The sequence below is a fragment of the Gluconacetobacter diazotrophicus PA1 5 genome (assembly GCF_000021325.1).
In the GTDB taxonomy this organism is placed as follows: Bacteria; Pseudomonadota; Alphaproteobacteria; order Acetobacterales; family Acetobacteraceae; genus Gluconacetobacter; species Gluconacetobacter diazotrophicus.
In genome coordinates, this window is the sequence record NC_011365.1 from 1,800,001 (window position 1) to 1,815,980 (window position 15,980).

General features: G+C 65.5%; 18 protein-coding genes and 1 CRISPR repeat array (2 of these 19 only partly in view). Of the genes, 14 read left to right on the plus strand and 4 right to left on the minus strand.

Annotated elements, in window-relative coordinates; translation table 11 throughout:
* Window positions 1–170 carry the beginning of a 5-demethoxyubiquinol-8 5-hydroxylase UbiM gene (gene ubiM / locus GDIA_RS08105; protein ID WP_012553879.1) on the minus strand. It extends 1,009 nt beyond the left edge of the window, so only the first 170 of its 1,179 coding nucleotides appear in the window; the start codon lies at window positions 168–170; its stop codon lies beyond the left edge, outside the window.
* 23 nt (window positions 171–193) lie between these two features.
* Window positions 194–781 (minus strand): nitroreductase family protein, encoded by a 588-nt coding sequence (locus tag GDIA_RS08110; protein ID WP_012553880.1) that lies wholly within the window; start codon window positions 779–781, stop codon window positions 194–196.
* A gap of 227 nt (window positions 782–1,008) precedes the next feature.
* Between GDIA_RS08110 and hisB the strand changes: the two genes are divergently transcribed.
* The 8 genes from hisB to GDIA_RS08150 are packed head-to-tail and all read left to right on the plus strand — an operon-like array spanning window position 1,009 to window position 8,139.
* Window positions 1,009–1,605, plus strand: coding sequence for an imidazoleglycerol-phosphate dehydratase HisB (gene hisB / locus GDIA_RS08115; protein ID WP_012222320.1), 597 nt, complete (start codon window positions 1,009–1,011; stop codon window positions 1,603–1,605).
* Window positions 1,602–1,985: a hypothetical protein gene (locus GDIA_RS08120; RefSeq protein ID WP_012553881.1), complete on the plus strand. Its 384-nt coding sequence runs from the start codon at window positions 1,602–1,604 to the stop codon at window positions 1,983–1,985. Before hisB ends, GDIA_RS08120 begins: the two co-directional genes overlap by 4 nt.
* Before the next feature lie 2 nt (window positions 1,986–1,987).
* Window positions 1,988–2,659, plus strand: coding sequence for an imidazole glycerol phosphate synthase subunit HisH (gene hisH, locus GDIA_RS08125; RefSeq protein WP_012553882.1), 672 nt, complete (start codon window positions 1,988–1,990; stop codon window positions 2,657–2,659).
* Window positions 2,656–4,011, plus strand: coding sequence for a 1-(5-phosphoribosyl)-5-[(5-phosphoribosylamino)methylideneamino]imidazole-4-carboxamide isomerase (gene hisA / locus GDIA_RS08130; RefSeq protein WP_012553883.1), 1,356 nt, complete (start codon window positions 2,656–2,658; stop codon window positions 4,009–4,011). The genes hisH and hisA overlap by 4 nt, the downstream gene beginning before the upstream one ends.
* A complete protein-coding gene (gene hisF / locus GDIA_RS08135; RefSeq protein WP_012553884.1) occupies window positions 4,011–4,787 on the plus strand; it encodes an imidazole glycerol phosphate synthase subunit HisF in 777 nt (258 codons plus the stop codon). Before hisA ends, hisF begins: the two co-directional genes overlap by 1 nt.
* A 41-nt stretch (window positions 4,788–4,828) precedes the next feature.
* The gene (locus tag GDIA_RS08140; protein WP_012222315.1) at window positions 4,829–5,356 is read left to right on the plus strand and encodes a phosphoribosyl-ATP diphosphatase; all 528 of its coding nucleotides are present in this window, start codon (window positions 4,829–4,831) and stop codon (window positions 5,354–5,356) included.
* A 23-nt stretch (window positions 5,357–5,379) separates the two neighbouring features.
* Window positions 5,380–5,760, plus strand: coding sequence for a histidine triad nucleotide-binding protein (locus tag GDIA_RS08145; RefSeq protein WP_012553885.1), 381 nt, complete (start codon window positions 5,380–5,382; stop codon window positions 5,758–5,760).
* Window positions 5,761–5,790: 30 nt separating this feature from the next.
* On the plus strand, window positions 5,791–8,139 hold the full coding sequence (locus GDIA_RS08150) for a CRISPR-associated endonuclease Cas3'' (protein ID WP_012222313.1): 2,349 nt from the start codon (window positions 5,791–5,793) through the stop codon (window positions 8,137–8,139).
* A 160-nt stretch (window positions 8,140–8,299) separates the two neighbouring features.
* On the opposite strand, the gene vapC is transcribed toward GDIA_RS08150, so the two are convergent.
* Complete coding sequence (vapC, locus tag GDIA_RS08155) at window positions 8,300–8,710, minus strand: tRNA(fMet)-specific endonuclease VapC (protein ID WP_012222312.1); 411 nt, start codon at window positions 8,708–8,710, stop codon at window positions 8,300–8,302.
* Window positions 8,710–8,934 carry a type II toxin-antitoxin system VapB family antitoxin gene (gene vapB / locus GDIA_RS08160; RefSeq protein ID WP_012222311.1) on the minus strand — a complete coding sequence of 75 codons (225 nt, stop codon included), beginning with the start codon at window positions 8,932–8,934 and terminating at the stop codon, window positions 8,710–8,712. Before vapB ends, vapC begins: the two co-directional genes overlap by 1 nt.
* A 253-nt stretch (window positions 8,935–9,187) precedes the next feature.
* On the opposite strand from vapB, the gene cas5c reads away from it, so the two are divergent.
* The 6 genes from cas5c to cas2 are packed head-to-tail and all read left to right on the plus strand — an operon-like array spanning window position 9,188 to window position 14,609.
* A complete protein-coding gene (cas5c, locus tag GDIA_RS08165; protein WP_012553886.1) occupies window positions 9,188–9,859 on the plus strand; it encodes a type I-C CRISPR-associated protein Cas5c in 672 nt (223 codons plus the stop codon).
* Window positions 9,856–11,679: a type I-C CRISPR-associated protein Cas8c/Csd1 gene (gene cas8c, locus GDIA_RS08170; protein ID WP_012553887.1), complete on the plus strand. Its 1,824-nt coding sequence runs from the start codon at window positions 9,856–9,858 to the stop codon at window positions 11,677–11,679. Before cas5c ends, cas8c begins: the two co-directional genes overlap by 4 nt.
* Complete coding sequence (gene cas7c / locus GDIA_RS08175) at window positions 11,672–12,610, plus strand: type I-C CRISPR-associated protein Cas7/Csd2 (RefSeq protein ID WP_012553888.1); 939 nt, start codon at window positions 11,672–11,674, stop codon at window positions 12,608–12,610. Before cas8c ends, cas7c begins: the two co-directional genes overlap by 8 nt.
* Before the next feature lie 8 nt (window positions 12,611–12,618).
* Complete coding sequence (gene cas4, locus GDIA_RS08180) at window positions 12,619–13,275, plus strand: CRISPR-associated protein Cas4 (protein ID WP_012222307.1); 657 nt, start codon at window positions 12,619–12,621, stop codon at window positions 13,273–13,275.
* Window positions 13,275–14,315, plus strand: a complete 1,041-nt coding sequence (gene cas1c, locus GDIA_RS08185; protein ID WP_012553889.1) for a type I-C CRISPR-associated endonuclease Cas1c — start codon at window positions 13,275–13,277, stop codon at window positions 14,313–14,315. Before cas4 ends, cas1c begins: the two co-directional genes overlap by 1 nt.
* A 3-nt stretch (window positions 14,316–14,318) precedes the next feature.
* Window positions 14,319–14,609 (plus strand): CRISPR-associated endonuclease Cas2, encoded by a 291-nt coding sequence (cas2, locus tag GDIA_RS08190; RefSeq protein WP_012222305.1) that lies wholly within the window; start codon window positions 14,319–14,321, stop codon window positions 14,607–14,609.
* 182 nt (window positions 14,610–14,791) lie between these two features.
* Window positions 14,792–15,980: a CRISPR direct-repeat array (repeat unit 32 nt; unit sequence GTCGCTCCCTGTGCGGGAGCGTGGATTGAAAC); it runs 2,019 nt beyond the window's last position.

Below are 15,980 nucleotides of genomic sequence, written 5' to 3' on the forward strand. Positions count from 1 at the left end.
GACACCGCATGGTGGGTCAGGGCGATTTCCCGCCCGTCGAACGCGGGATCGGCCAGGGCGGCCAGCGGCGCACGCTCCAGCACCGTGACAGACAGGCCCGCCGCGTCCAGCGACAGAGCCGTGGCCAGGCCCGCGGGGCCGCCACCAATGATCGTAACGTCGCTGTGCATGGCGTCCTCCTCTGGTCCCGCGGTCAGTGATCGGCGTCGAAGACGACCGGCGTGCCGTGCCATTCGGCGACGTACCCGCCGACCGGGCGGCGGGTCGGCACCGGGCGGGCGGAATCCGGGGTGCCCACGAACAGGAAGCCCGCCAGGCGATGTGGCGCCGCGAAGCCCAGTGCGGCCGCGACGGCAGGATCATACGTCATGTCGCCCGTCACCCACACGCCCCCGAAACCGGTGGCATGCAGGGCATTGAGGACGTTCATTGCCGCGGCGGCGACGGCCATTTCCTGCTCGATCACCGGGATCTTGTCGTCGGGATGCAGATGCATGCCCAGTGCGATGGTCAGCGGCATGGTGGAAAAGCGCACGCGGCGTTTTTCTATCTTCGCGGCCGGGAGGTCCGGGTCACGCGCCAGCATGCCGGCCACCACCAGTTCGGCCAGTTTCGGCCGGGCGTCGCCCCGGACCAGGACGTAGCGCCACGGCCGCAGCTTGCCATGGTCGGGCGCGCGCATCGCCGTGGAGAGGATGTCTTCAAGCACCGAACCCTCGGGCGCGGGGTCGGACAGCATGTCGGTCGATGAACGGGACAGGAGAGCGTCGAGCACGGCCATCCGGGATGCTCCTTTATATAGGGTCGGCCCGACATGCCGCCAGGCCTGTGACATCCGGCCGGCGGCCGCGAGCGGCAGCGGGTCGGCACCATGCCGCAGAAGGCAGGCCAAGCCAATATCCGCCGATGCCCCCCCACGGGCCGGACACTGCACACGTCCGGCGACCAGCGGGAGGAACGCACGGGAATGGTGGCCTAACGCGGCCTAGTCCTGTAGGAGAACGGGACATGGATACTGCCCGCACAGCCACGATTCATCGCGTCACCAGCGAGACCGACATCACGATCCGCCTGGACCTGGACGGCACCGGCCAGTCGCGCATCGCGACGGGGATCGGCTTCTTCGACCATATGCTGACGGCGCTGGCCCGGCATGGGATGTTCGACCTGGATATCGAGGCCAAGGGCGACCTGCATATCGATTTCCATCACACCGTCGAGGATACCGGCATCGCGCTGGGCCAGGCCTTCGTCCGGGCGATCGGCGACAAGCGGGGCATCAGGCGGTTCGGCCATGCGCTGGTGCCGCTGGACGAGGCGTTGAGCGAGGTGGTGGCCGACATATCCGGCCGGCCCTACCTGGCGTGGGCGGTAGACTTCACCCGCGACAAGATCGGGGAGATGGACACCGAGCTGTTCGAGGAATTCTTTCGTGCCTTCGCCATGAGCGCGCTGGTGACGCTGCATGTCACGCAGAAGGCCGGCCGCAACTGCCACCATATCGCCGAGGCGTCGTTCAAGGCGGCGGCGCGGGCGCTGCGGATGGCGACCGAGGCCGACCCCCGCGCGGCGGGCGCGATTCCGTCCACCAAGGGCGTGCTGTGACGACATATTCCTCCTGGTTTCGGGCGGAGGGCAACCGGCCGCCGGTTCTGGTGGCCGAGCGCCTGTCCTGGCGGGTGCTGATCCTGGGCTGGCTGGGGCTGGTGCTGCAGGGAAGCTGGATCGCGGGCCTGCTGGCCGGCGCGGCCAGCCTGATCCTGACGCTGGTGGTCGGGCACACGGCGCTGGCGGTGCCGCTGTGGCTGGGCATGCATCTGGCGCTGGGACTGTGCGCCGCCGACATAAGGGAATGGGAGTTGCGGCTGAACGGGCTGACGGCCGGCCCGGTGGTGCTGGCGCGCGGACGGGATGCCGCGCTGCTGCGGCTGCTGGACCGCCACCCCGAGATCGCGACCCGGCACCGGCCGGCGGCGGAGGCATGAGCATGGCAACCGCGACGCAATCCATCGTGGTGATCGACTACAACGGCGGCAACCTGGCATCCGCCGCGCGGGCGGTGGCGCGCGCCGCCGCCGATAGCGGGATCGACGCCACCGTGACGATCACCGCCGACCCCGAGTCGGTGCGGCAGGCGGACCGGATCGTGCTGCCTGGACAGGGTGCGTTCGCCGATTGCGCGGCGGGGCTGGCGGCGGTGCCCGGGCTGAAGCCCGCGATCATCGATGCGACCGAGGCCGGCACGCCGTTCCTGGGCATCTGCGTGGGTATGCAACTGATGGCCCAGCGCGGGCTGGAACACGCGGTGACGCCGGGATTCGGCTGGATTTCCGGCGAGATCGCGCGGATGGAGGCACCGGGACTGCGCCTGCCGCAGATGGGCTGGAACCGGCTGGATTTCACACCGGGCGCGCATCCGCTGACCGAGGGGCTGGACGCCGACGCCCACGGCTATTTCGTGCATTCCTACGCGCTGCGTCACGGGGCGGTGGACGAACTGGTGGCAACGACCGACTATGGCGGGGCGGTGCCGGCGATCGTGGCCCGGGGCAATCGCGCCGGCACCCAGTTCCATGTCGAGAAGAGCCAGACGGTCGGCCTGCGGATCCTGTCGAATTTCCTGCGCTGGTCGCCCGTTCGCGAAGGAGCCGCCGCATGAACGAGATCGGCACGCCGCCCCAGACCCGCCCACGCGCCGAACGGGTGCAGGCGCTGCATGAAGACGATCTGCAGGCGCTGTGCGAAGCCACCGACGCCGCGATCCTGGATGGCGGGGGGTTCGGCTGGCTGACCACGCCCGGCCGGCAGGCGATGGAGCGCTATTTTCGCGGCGTGCTGATGGTGCCGGAGCGCATGCTGTTCGTGGTCCGGCTGGACGGCATCATCGTGGGTGCCGCCCAACTGGTGCGCCCGCCGCGCAATAACGAGGCGCAGGCCATGAGCGCCACGCTGATGCACCTGTATGTCGCGCCCTATGCCAGGGGCCTGGGGCTGGGCCGGCTGCTGCTGCTGGAGGCCGAGCAATGCGCGCGGGCCATGGGGTACCAGATCCTGAACCTGGACGTGCGCGAGACGCAGGAATCGGCCATCCGGCTGTTCCGCGCCTTCGGCTTCCATCACTGGGGCACCCATCCCAGCTATGCCCGCACGGAGGGGCGCACGGTGCGGGGCCTGTTCTTCACCAAGCGCCTGCAGGACAATGAACGGGTGGTACCCGCGCATCCGCAGGCCGCTTCCATTCCCATTCCTGCCACGGGACCCGCCAGCGTGACCGGACACAGCCTGACCCTGTACCCCGCCATCGACCTGAAGGACGGGGCATGCGTGCGCCTGCGCCGCGGGGAAATGGACGATGCCACGATCTATTCCGACAATCCGGGCGCGCAGGCCCGTGCCTGGGTGCAGGCGGGTTGCCGGTGGCTGCATGTCGTGGACCTGAACGGTGCGTTCGCCGGCCGGTCGGCCAATGGCGACGCGGTCGAGGCGATCATCGCCAACGCCACCGTGCCGGTGCAGCTGGGCGGCGGCCTGCGGGACATGGCGGGCATCGAACGCTGGCTGGCCGCCGGTGTCACGCGCGTCATCCTGGGCAGCGTCGCGGTCAAGGACCCCGAGCTGGTGCGCGCGGCCTGCCGCGCCTTCCCCGGCCGGATCGTGGCGGGGATCGACGCGCGATCGGGCCAGGTGGCGACCGAGGGCTGGGCCGAGACGTCGGACATGAAGGCGGTCGAACTGGCCCGCCGGATGGAGGGCGTGGGGGTGGCCGCGATCATCTTCACCGAGATCAGCCGCGACGGCATGCTGACGGGCATCGACATCGCCCAGACCGTCGAGATGGCGAATGCGCTGTCGATCCCGGTCATCGCCAGCGGCGGGGTCGGCCATGCCGACCACCTGCATGCCCTGCGTGCCGCGACGGTGCAGGCACCGGGGATCGAGGGCGTGATCGTCGGCCGGGCGCTGTATGACGGCCGGGTGGACCCGGCCGAGGCCTTGCGGATCCTGTCCTGATGCTGAAGCTGCGGGTCATCCCCTGTCTGGACGTCAAGAACGGGCGCGTCGTGAAGGGCGTCAACTTCGTATCGCTGCGCGATGCCGGGGACCCGGTGGAGCAGGCGGCGGTCTATGATGCCGCCGGGGCGGACGAACTGACCTTCCTGGACATCACGGCCAGCCACGAGAACCGGGACACGATCCTGGACGTGGTCAGCCGTACCGCCGAGCGGATCTTCCTGCCGCTGACGGTGGGGGGCGGCGTGCGGACGACCGACGACATGCGGCGCCTGCTGCTGGCCGGGGCGGACAAGTGCGCGATGAATTCCGCCGCCGTCGCCCGGCCCGACCTGGTCAGCGAGGCCGCGCGGAAATTCGGCAGCCAGTGCGTGGTGGTGGCCGTCGATGCCCGGTCGGACGGGCATGGATCGTGGGAAGTGTACACCCATGGCGGCCGCACGCCCACCGGGCGCAACGTCATCGACTGGTGCCGCGAGGTGGTCGAACGCGGCGCGGGCGAGATCCTGCTGACCAGCATGGACCGCGACGGTACCGGCAGCGGGTTCGACCTGGACCTGCTGCGCGCGGCGTGTACTGCGGTACGGGTGCCGATCGTGGCCTCGGGCGGGGTCGGCACGCTGGAGCATTTCGTCGAGGGCGCGCGCGCGGGCGCCACCGGCCTGCTGGCCGCCAGCGTCTTTCATTTCGGCCAATTCACCATTCCGCAGGTCAAGCAGGCGCTGGCCGATGCCGGCCTGCCGGTGCGCCACACGCCCGCACACCCCGCACCCTGAACCGCGCCCCGAGCCGCGCCGGACACCCAGCAGAGGGCATGATGCCAAAGATCCTGAAGACGACCCGCAAGAGCGCCGAGACCAAGGCCGTGGACGACAAGGCCGCCGGCAAGAAAACCGTCAGCAAGAAGACCGTTGCCAAGAAGGTCGGTGCCAAGAAGACGGTTGCCAAGAAAGCCGTCGGCAAGAAAGTCGCGACGACCGCCCCCCTGCCCCCCGCCGTCCCTCCGGCAGCGACGGCCGAGGTGCTGGACCGCCTGTTCGACGTCGTGACCTCCCGCAAGGGCACCAACCCGTCGATCAGCCATTCGGCGCGGCTGCTGGCGCGGGGCCGGCGCAAGATCGCCCAGAAATTCGGCGAGGAAGCGGTCGAGTGCCTGATCGAGGCGGTCGCCGGCAACACCGGCGAGTTGGTGGGCGAAAGCGCGGACGTGCTGTACCACCTGATCGTCATGTGGGTGGATGCCGGCGTTCACCCGGCGGAGGTGTGGGCCGAACTGCACCGCCGCGAGGGCACCAGCGGCATCGCCGAAAAGGCCGCCCGCCCCCACGACCCGCTGGCGGAATAACACACTACCGAGGAGAGATGTCCATGGCCGTTTCCGGACTGGGTCCGTACGATCCGCAGAACGTCTTCGCCAGGATCCTGCGTGGGGAAATCCCGTGCCGCAAGATCTATGAAAACGAATACGCCCTGGCTTTCCACGATATCGCGCCCAAGGCGCCGGTGCATGCGCTGATCATCCCCAAGGGGCCTTACGTCTCCTTCGCGGATTTCAGCAGCCAGGCCAGCGACGCCGAAATCGGCGGCTTCACCCGCGCGGTGGGCCATGTGGCGGCGCAACTGGGGCTGGAGGATGCGGGCTACCGCCTGCTGTCGAACATGGGCGCGGCCGCCGGCCAGGAAGTGCCGCATTTCCACGTCCACCTGTTCGGCGGCGCCGCGCTGGGGCCGATGCTGCAGCACGGCTGACGGGCGACACCGGCGGGAGGCCCGCTCGTCATGGATATCTTCGCTCATTCGCTCCCTGACGACCCCTCGACAGAACGATGGGAAACGTTGCGCGCGCATTCGCTGCGTGTCGCGGCCCTGGCCGAGCAATTCGCCGCCGTGTTCGGCGCCGCGCACAAGGGCCGGGCGCTGGGGTTGCTGCATGATATCGGGAAATGTTCGGCGGCCTACCAAGACTATATTCGTAAGCCCGGGCCGTGCCACGGACCTGACCACAGCACGGCGGGCGCCCGCGCCGTGGTCGCGTCCTATGGACCGCTAGGACGGCTGCTGGCCTTTGCCATCGCGGGGCACCATTCCGGCCTGATGGACGGGTCGGGCCATGACGGCCCCGGACGGTCGCTGAACGAACGCCTGGACGAGCAGGCTTATGCCGTTCCGGCCTCGGACAATTGGCCGGACTATTGTCCCGCGCGGCCGACCCTGCAGGATCTGGTGGACGAGTCGCCGCCGGTCGCCAGCACGGATTATCCGGGATTCGCGACCTCGTTTTTCGTCCGCATGCTGTTTTCCTGCCTGACGGATGCCGATTTCATCGCCACCGAAGGATATTACGCGGAATCGGCAGGATTGCCGCCACCCGCGCGCGGCGGAACGATCACCCAGGCCCATCTGGATGCCATCCGACGGTTCATGAAGACACGGCGGCGGGACGATACACCGCTGAACCGGCTGCGCAGCCGGATTCTGGACCATGCGATCGGCAAGGCCGCCCTCGGACCCGGCCTGTTCACGATGACGGTCCCTACAGGCGGGGGCAAGACGCTCGCCTCGCTCAGCTTTGCACTGGACCATGCGGTGCGGCATGGGCTGCGCCGCGTGATCTATGTGATCCCGTTCACATCGATCATCGAGCAGACGGCGACGGTGTTTCGCGAGGCTCTGGGTACGACGGACGGCATCCTGGAACATCATTCGAATTTCGACTGGGACCGACGCGCGCCGGCCGGCGAGAACGACGAGGAAGCCGAAGGCGCTGACGGCCTGGCGAAATTACGGCGCGACGCGGAAAACTGGGACGCACCCATTATCGTCACGACCAGCGTGCAGTTCTTCGAATCGCTGTTCGCGGCACGGGGCAGCCAGGCCCGCAAGTTGCACAACATTGCAGGCAGCGTGATCATCCTGGACGAGGTGCAGACGCTGCCGCTGCATCTACTGCGCCCCTGCCTCGCGGTCCTGGACGAACTGGCCCGCAATTACGGCGTGAGCATCGTGCTGTGTACCGCCACGCAATCCGCCCTGCGGCAGATCGACGACGCGTTGCCGCCTGGGCGAAAGGGACGCCGGGCGGGGCTGGATATCCAAGACACGCACGAACTAGCCCCCGAACCCGCAGCGCTCTATGACGCGCTGCGCCGCGCTACCGTCACCTGGCGCAAGGAACCGGTATCCGACGGCGAGATCGCCGCGCGTTTCGCGGTGCGCGAACAGATGCTGTGCATCGTCAATACCAGGGCGCACGCGCATGATCTGTTCACCGCCATTGCCGATCAGGACGGTGCACGGCACCTGACAACGCTGATGTGCCCGCTCCATCGGCGCGCCACCCTGGTAGCCATACGCCAGGATCTGAAAAACGGACGGCCTGTCCGGCTGGTCTCCACCAGCCTGATCGAAGCCGGTGTCGATGTCGATTTCCCCGAGGTCTGGCGGGAAGCCACCGGATTATCCTCGATCACGCAGGCCGCCGGACGATGCAATCGCGAGGGCCGCCTGGACGAGCCAGGCCCGGTGGTGGTGTTCGAGACGCCTGACCCTGCCGACCCCACGCAGCCATGGCTTGTGCGTGCCATGCGCCCCTTCTGGCAGGCCACGCGTCCGATCCTGCGCCAGGGACTGGACCCGCTGAGCCTGGAAGCCATTCATGCCTATTTCCGCGAACTGTATTTCCAACATAGCCATGACACGCACGGACACGACGGCCTGGACGCCGCGCGGATCGGCACCGTGCGCTACGCAATCCTGGAGGCCATCGCGCAATCGGGTGCCGGCCACACCTATCCGTATGCCACCATTGCACGGGCCTTCCGCATGATCGACACGGTCATGGAGTCCGTCATCATCCCGTGGGACGAAACCGTACGGCAAATGCTGCATGCCCTTGACCACGCACCCGTCCCACCGGCCGGATTCATGCGGCGCCTGCAACAATACTGCGTGCCGGTCCCCGCACCCATCCGGCTGAAATTGCTGGCCGCCGGCGCCCTGCGCACCGTCAAGCCCGAAGCGTATGGCGACCGGTTCGTCTACCTGGAATCAATGGATCTTTACGATGCCCGCCGGGGTCTGAAACTGGATGATCCCACGTTCCGCCATGCGGAAAGCAATGTGTGGTAGACAGCGGTTTCCGGCCGGGACACGGCCGGAAACCGCCCGATATCCGCATCCTGCGCATCACAGAAAACGTTTCAATCCACGCTTCGGGTAAAGCGACCAATGATAATTTTACCTTGTGCGGATCGTCCGGGTCAAAGGTCTGATCGCGTGACGATACCCGTCAGGCAACATTCGTGAACCAGTCTTCGGCCCTGAGCCCCGCAACGCGCCTGAACTCGCCCAGATTGCCTGTGACGACCACCAACCCCCGGCTGCGGGCGTGTCCCGCGATCATCAGATCATAGGGGCCGATCACGCAGCCCCTGCGTTCGAGATCGTCCCGGATCTCGGCCGTATGGGACGCCGCCGCGCTGTCGAACGGCAGGACATTCAGTCTGTCCGCGAAATGCTCGACCTCTCGCCTGACACGCACGGGATCGGACGACCGCTCCGCCCCATAGAGCAGTTCGTATAGCACGACATCGGAGATACAGAGGTCTTCGGCGTAGGCATTGAACCGCGCCCGCAGGCCCTGCGGCCGGTCCCGCAACACACGGATGCACAAGTTGGTGTCCAGCAGAAAGCGCAGCATCAGAAGCGCTCCCGTTCCTGCATCGCCGGCTGGCTGCGTTCCCCCAGGTCCAGGCCGGGAGCGGCGAAAAAATCGTCCCAGGCTGCTTCAGCGGGCGCGATAATCCGACGCGGGCCTTCGGGAACAATCACCACCTCCCGCACGCCTTCTCCAAAGGCCACGGCCTTCGGCAGGCGAACCGCCTGGGAACGATTGGAGAGAAACAAGGTCGTGCGCGTGAGCATCGGCTTCGCCTCCTGTATGGATATACATACAGCATATCCAATTCAACCGCGTAGCATATTCTTTAGCCCGCTCGGTCCTTCGAACCCCACCATCATAATATCATTTTCGTTTTATGTGATCGTCATGATGGGATATCATGACGATCTTCACAAAGTTGTGCTTTGCGCCTCTCCGACCTGGAGAAGATAATCCCAAGTAACGCCTGTGGAATTGTCATAAGACAAACACCAGAACCAGACGGAGCCAGTCCTGATGGGTATTCGACTCCATGTCTGGGGTGAACGCGCATGCTTTACGCGACCCGAACTGAAATCGGAGCGTGTGTCGTATGATGTCCTGACGCCATCGGCGGCGCGGGGCATCGTGGAAGCCATCCACTGGAAGCCGGCCATTCGCTGGCATATCGACCGCATCCATGTCCTGAAGCCGATCCGCTTCCAGTCGATCCGCCGGAACGAGGTCGGGGCCAAGGTGAGCGCCGTCCTCGCGGCCCGGGCCATGACTGCTGGCCACACATCGGGCCTGGGCTTGGCGGTCGACGAGAATCGCCAGCAGCGGGCGGCGACGATCCTGGTCGACGTAGCCTATGTCATCGAGGCGCACTTCACCCTGACGGCACGGGCCGGCGCGGGCGACACGGCGGCGAAGCATCTGAGCATGTTCAACCGGCGGGCCACGCAGGGGCAATGTTTCCATCGCCCTTGCCTGGGAACGCGGGAATTTCCGGCGGATTTCGCATTGATTACCGAGGAAGCTCCCCTGCCCGCCTCGGCGTTTCCGCCCGATCTGCAAGCGGTCGATCTGGGCTGGATGCTGCACGACATCGATTTCGCGGACCAGCGCACGCCGCGCTTTTTCCGTGCCTGCATCGAGAGCGGCGTGATTGCGGTGCCGGCGGCCGACAGTCCGGACCTGATCGCATGACGATCCAGAAGCGTCCGGGCCCACTGGAAGCACTGGTCGATTTCTACGCCCGCATGGACGATGCCGAGGACCCTGGCTGGGGGCGGGAGAAATTCGGCTGGTGCGTCGTGATCGACGCGGAAGGCCAGCCGATCGATGTGCTGGACCAACACGACCATGACGGCAGGAAGCCCCGTCCCCGGCTGTTCCTTGTCCCGGCTGCCGTCAAGCGCGCGTCCGGCATCGCGCCGAATTTCCTGTGGGACAAGACATCCTACGTGCTGGGCCGCACCGCCGGCGCCGGCAAGCGCACCGTGCAGGAGCATGAAGCCTTCGTCGCGTTCAACCTGAAACGGATGGCGGAAACATCCGACGTGGGCCTGGTCGCATTCCGGCGGTTCCTGGAACGCTGGACGCCCGCGCAGTTCGACACGCCCCTCTTCCCGGCGGAGATGCTGGACGCGAACATCATGTTCCGCCTGGAGGGCGACAGGGACTACCTTCATCGCCGCCCGGCGGCGCAGCGACTGGTCGAGGCGCCGCTCGATAACGGGCATGAACGGCAATCATTCTGTCTGGTGACGGGGCAGCGGGCGGCGCCGGCCCGGCTACATCCGACGATCAAAGGCGTGGAAGGCGCGCAGACGTCCGGGGCCAGCCTGGTATCGTTCAATCTCGATGCATTCTGTTCCTATGGCCGGAAGCAAGGCGACAACGCTCCGACATCGCAGGCGGCCGCCTTTCGTTATGGGGCCGCGCTGAACCGGTTGCTGACACGCGACGGGCCCAACCGGCTCCGGCGGCCGATCGGGGACGCGACCGTGATATTCTGGGCGGATGGCAGCGATGCGCAGGTCGCGAAAAAGGCCGATGCGTGGATTCAGGAGGCGATTGCGCCGAACCTGCTGGACGCGGATGCCGCGCGCCGGATCGGCGAGGAACTGACCGCGCTGGCCCAAGGCCGCCCCCTGTCGCAATTACGGCCGGACATCCCACCCGATACACGTTTTTACGTTATGGGCCTGTCGCCCAACGCAGCACGCCTGTCGGTGCGTTTCTGGTTGTCGGATAGCCTGGATGTCTTCGCCCATCGCCTGGCGGAGCATTACGAGGACACCCGCATTGCGCCATCCCCGTGGTCGCGTCCACCCACCGTCAACCTGCTGCTGGCGCGCACCGTGGCGGCACAGGACAAATACGACAACATTCCGCCACTACTGGCCGGGGAAATCATGCGTGCGATCCTGACCGGCACGCCCTATCCGCGAACGTGGCTGGCCGCGATCCTGATGCGGCTGCGCGCGGGCGACGATCCGGCAACGGGCTGGCATGCCGCCGCCCTGCGTGCCGTGCTGCAGCGCCGGCGACGCCTGACGAAAAATGCTTCGGACAATGGAGATGTTCCTGTGAGCCTCAATCGGGACTACCCCAGTATCGGGTATCAACTCGGCCGCCTCTTCGCCGTTTACGAACTGGCGCAGCGGGCTGCGCTGGGCATAGGCGTGAAAGCGACAATGCGGGATAAATACTTCGCCGCGGCCTCGGCCGCACCGGCCAGTATTTTTCCCGTCATCATCCGCAACAGCCAGAACCACCTGTCGAACGTCCGCAAGCGGACCCCCGGTTGGGCCGGCGTGATCGAACGCGAACTGGACGAGATTTTCGGACGCATCACGCCGTCCGGACCCCACGTGCTGCCCCGCGCATTATCCCTGGAACATCAGGGAGAATTCGCCATCGGCTATTACCACCAGCGTCGGGAGAGGATTGGCGGCCGGATGGCCGAGACCGCCTTGCAGGACGACGAGCAGGACATCGAGGACAATGCAACCCATGACTGAAGCGACCGCCATGCAGAATCGCCATGAATTCGTACTGTTCTTCGACGTTACCAACGGAAATCCGAATGGAGACCCGGATGCAGGCAACATGCCGCGCCTGGACCCGGAAACCAATCAGGGCCTGGTGTCCGACGTCGCGCTGAAACGCAAGGTCCGGAACTACGTGTCGCTGGCCCGGCCCGACATGCCGGGATTCGAAATATACATGAGCGAAGGGATGGCCCTGAACAGGCAGCACCGAAAGGCATGGAACGCAATCATGCCTGAAGTGACCAAGGACGAGTCCTTCAAGACCCTTCCGAAGGACGAGGACAAGGCACGCGCCCTGACACGATGGATGTGCACCAATTTCTGGGACATCAGGACGTTCGGTGCGGTGATGACGACCAGCGTCAATTCGGGACAGGTACGCGGGCCGGTGCAGTTTTCGTTCGCCCGTTCGGTGGAGCCGGTCCTGCCGCTGGAAATCGCCATCACGCGCATGGCCGCCACGACCGAGGCCGACGCCGAAAGCAAGGGTGGCCGGACAATGGGGCGCAAGCATATCGTGCCTTACGGGCTGTATCGCATGCATGGCTACATCTCCGCCCCCCTGGCATCGCATCCCGTCAAGGGAACAGGTTTTTCGGAATCGGACCTCGAACTGCTGTTGGAGGCCCTGACCGGCATGTTCGATCATGACCGATCCGCCGCGCGGGGAGAGATGGCAACGCGCAAGCTGATCGTATTCCGCCATGAATCGGCGCTGGGTAACGCGCGGGCCCAGGATTTGTTCGATCGGGTTACGGTGCAACGCGCCTATCAGGGCAGCGCACATCCGATTGGCAGTGCGGCCATCGACAACTGGCCGCCTGCCCGGGCCTGGGGCGATTATCAGGTGCTGATCGACCGGGACGCAGTACCGGCGGGAATCGAGATCATCGAACGGTAAGCGCCCGGATGCACGCCCCGCCCGATAATGCGACCGAAGACGCGTTGGTTCCCATTTCCGCCTTGCAGCATCATCTGTTCTGCCCCAGGCAATGCGCGCTGATCCATGTCGAGCGGATCTGGGCGGAAAATGGTGCGACGGCGGAGGGCCGCATTTTGCACGAACGGGTGGATGACGGCCGTCCCGATCGCCGGACAGGCGTACGCACGGTCCGCGCGCTGACGATACGGTCGCTGACGCTGGGTGTCTTCGGCAAGGCCGATGCAGTGGAATTCCACGGTGTCGAGACCGCCGCCGTGCCCTATCCGGTCGAATACAAGCGCGGCCGCCCCAAGGCCCATCGCGCCGATGAGGTCCAGCTTTGCGCCCAGGCCATCTGCCTGGAAGACATGTTCGGACATTCCGTGCCGGAGGGCGCGTTGTTTTACGGCCAGCCCCGGCGGCGCACGGTGGTGGTGTTCGATGGTGCCCTGCGTACGCTGACCGAGCAAACCGCGCGGAAGGTCCGCGCCATGATCGCGGACTGCCTGACTCCACCGCCTGTCTACAAGGCCTCTTGCAATCAATGCTCCCTGCAGCACGCCTGCCAGCCGCGCCGATTGGAAAAGCCTCCCTCAATCGGCCGCTGGTTTGCGACACAACTGCTGGAAGAAGACAACGCGTGATGCGCCGCCACCTCAATACCATCTATGTGACGACCGAGGATGCCTGGCTGCGCAAGGATGGCGCCAATGTGGTGGTCGAAGTCGAGGGCCAGGAGCGCGGTCGGGCCCCCATGCATCTGCTGGACGGGATCATGTGCTTTGGCCGGATCGGTGCGTCACCGGCGCTGATGGGGGCCTGCGCGGAATCGGGCCTCGCGCTGTCATGGCTCTCCCCACAGGGGCGCTTCCTCGCCCGGGTCGAGGGACCAAGAAGCGGCAACGTGTTGCTGCGACGAACCCAGTATCGCACGGCAGACAGTACCGAACGCGCCTTGCCGATCGTGCGAAACATGGTCGCCGCCAAGGCCGCCAATCAACGCACCGTCATCCGCCGGGCCCTGCGCGACCACGGCCCTGGACTGAATGCGCAGGAGAGGACCCGACTGGACGAAGCCGAACGGCGCCTGACCATTATCGTGCGCCATATCACCCAGGCCCCGGATGTGGCCACCGCACGGGGTATGGAGGGCGAGGCGGCGCAAGTCTATTTCGGAATCTTCAATCTTCTGATTCGGGTCGAAGGCGATGCATTCACCTTCGGTGGCCGGTCGCGGCGGCCGCCGCTCGACCGCGTGAATGCCCTGCTCTCGTTTCTCTATGCCGTTCTGGGACATGATTGCCGCTCCGCGCTCGAAAGCGTCGGTCTGGACCCGCAGGTCGGTTTCCTGCATGCGGATCGGCCGGGACGAAATAGCCTGGCACTGGACATGATGGAGGAATTGCGCCCCGTTCTGGCTGACCGACTGGCCGTGAGCCTGATCAATCGACGGCAGGTCGCGGCAGGTGATTTTACCGTCAGCGATGGAGGCGCCGTCCTGCTGAACGACGACGCCCGCAAGACGGTTCTCGTAGCCTGGCAGGACCGCAAGAAGAAGGAATTGCGGCACCCATTCCTTAATGAGTCCCTGACGTTCGGCCTTGTCGCACATGTCCAAGCGCTGCTTCTGTCCCGACACCTTCGTGGCGAACTGGACGGTTACCCAGCATTCGTGTGGAAATAGGCGATGCTGGTGCTGATTACCTATGATGTAAACACCGAGGATGCGGCAGGCCGTAGACGGCTACGGCGCGTAGCACGCGCCTGCCTCGATTTCGGCCAGCGCGTGCAATATTCGGTGTTTGAATGCGAGGTGGACCCCGCACGCTGGACGGCCCTGCGGGCGCGCCTGATCGCAGAGACCGACACCACAAAGGACAGCCTGCGCTTCTATCAGCTTGGAGCGAAAGGAAAGCAGCGGGTGGAACATATCGGTGCAAAGCCCGTCCTGGACCTGGATGGACCGCTTCTGTTCTGATCCTGCGCGATACGAAAGCTGTTGGGCAAACCCCTGCCGATTCGCGCATCTACCATGTGGTTTCCTATCAATGTGTTATGCCCCAACGCAGATCGCTTGCCATACTCACTGCACCAATCTGGCGATGGTTCGCGGAACAGACCCATTTTCCCTTTTCTTGACAAGATGATAGTATGCGCGCCGTCGCTCCCTGTGCGGGAGCGTGGATTGAAACAAGCGCGACTCGCCAATCGGTGAAGCGCGCTGCGGGTCGCTCCCTGTGCGGGAGCGTGGATTGAAACCGGATGGCATCGGGGTGAAATGCGCGAACAGGTCGTCGCTCCCTGTGCGGGAGCGTGGATTGAAACGTCAGCATGCTCATAAAATCCGCCAGATTGGGCGTCGCTCCCTGTGCGGGAGCGTGGATTGAAACTCGCATCTGCTGACCTGATCAAGCGCAACAAGGTGTCGCTCCCTGTGCGGGAGCGTGGATTGAAACCGGTCAGGACGATGGGCAGATCCGCAGACTGTCCGTCGCTCCCTGTGCGGGAGCGTGGATTGAAACCGATATGGCATCGGAATGGGGCGTCAGCATTCTGGTCGCTCCCTGTGCGGGAGCGTGGATTGAAACGCCAGCCGCCCGTCCGGACTGGGAGCGGCTGGATGTCGCTCCCTGTGCGGGAGCGTGGATTGAAACTACGAGACCGTGACGGCGGCGGTGGCTGACTTTGGTCGCTCCCTGTGCGGGAGCGTGGATTGAAACATCCCGGGCGAGCCGCTGCCCGTCATGGACAAGAGTCGCTCCCTGTGCGGGAGCGTGGATTGAAACCCCGGCCAGCGCAAAATATCCCGCGCCGTCCACGGTCGCTCCCTGTGCGGGAGCGTGGATTGAAACCGATCCTCCCGTGGCACCGGGGGTTCCCCCAAGGAGTCGCTCCCTGTGCGGGAGCGTGGATTGAAACGCCCCCCAAAGGTTGGGTTGATCGTTCGGGAAAGGTCGCTCCCTGTGCGGGAGCGTGGATTGAAACCCGATTCCGGTCCCGAGTTGAATGCGCGCGAACTCGTCGCTCCCTGTGCGGGAGCGTGGATTGAAACTGTTGCAGCAGGCCCCACGCAAGGGATGGCCGATGTCGCTCCCTGTGCGGGAGCGTGGATTGAAACTCCCGGGCGAGCCGCTGCCCATCATGGACAAGAAGGTCGCTCCCTGTGCGGGAGCGTGGATTGAAACACGGAATTTTACGCTCCGACATCATCTAACCCGCGTCGCTCCCTGTGCGGGAGCGTGGATTGAAACAGGAGGGTGATATCGAACGAATATCCGATCGGAAGTCGCTCCCTGTGCGGGAGCGTGGATTGAAACATCAACACGCCGGCGCCGATCGAGATCATCTC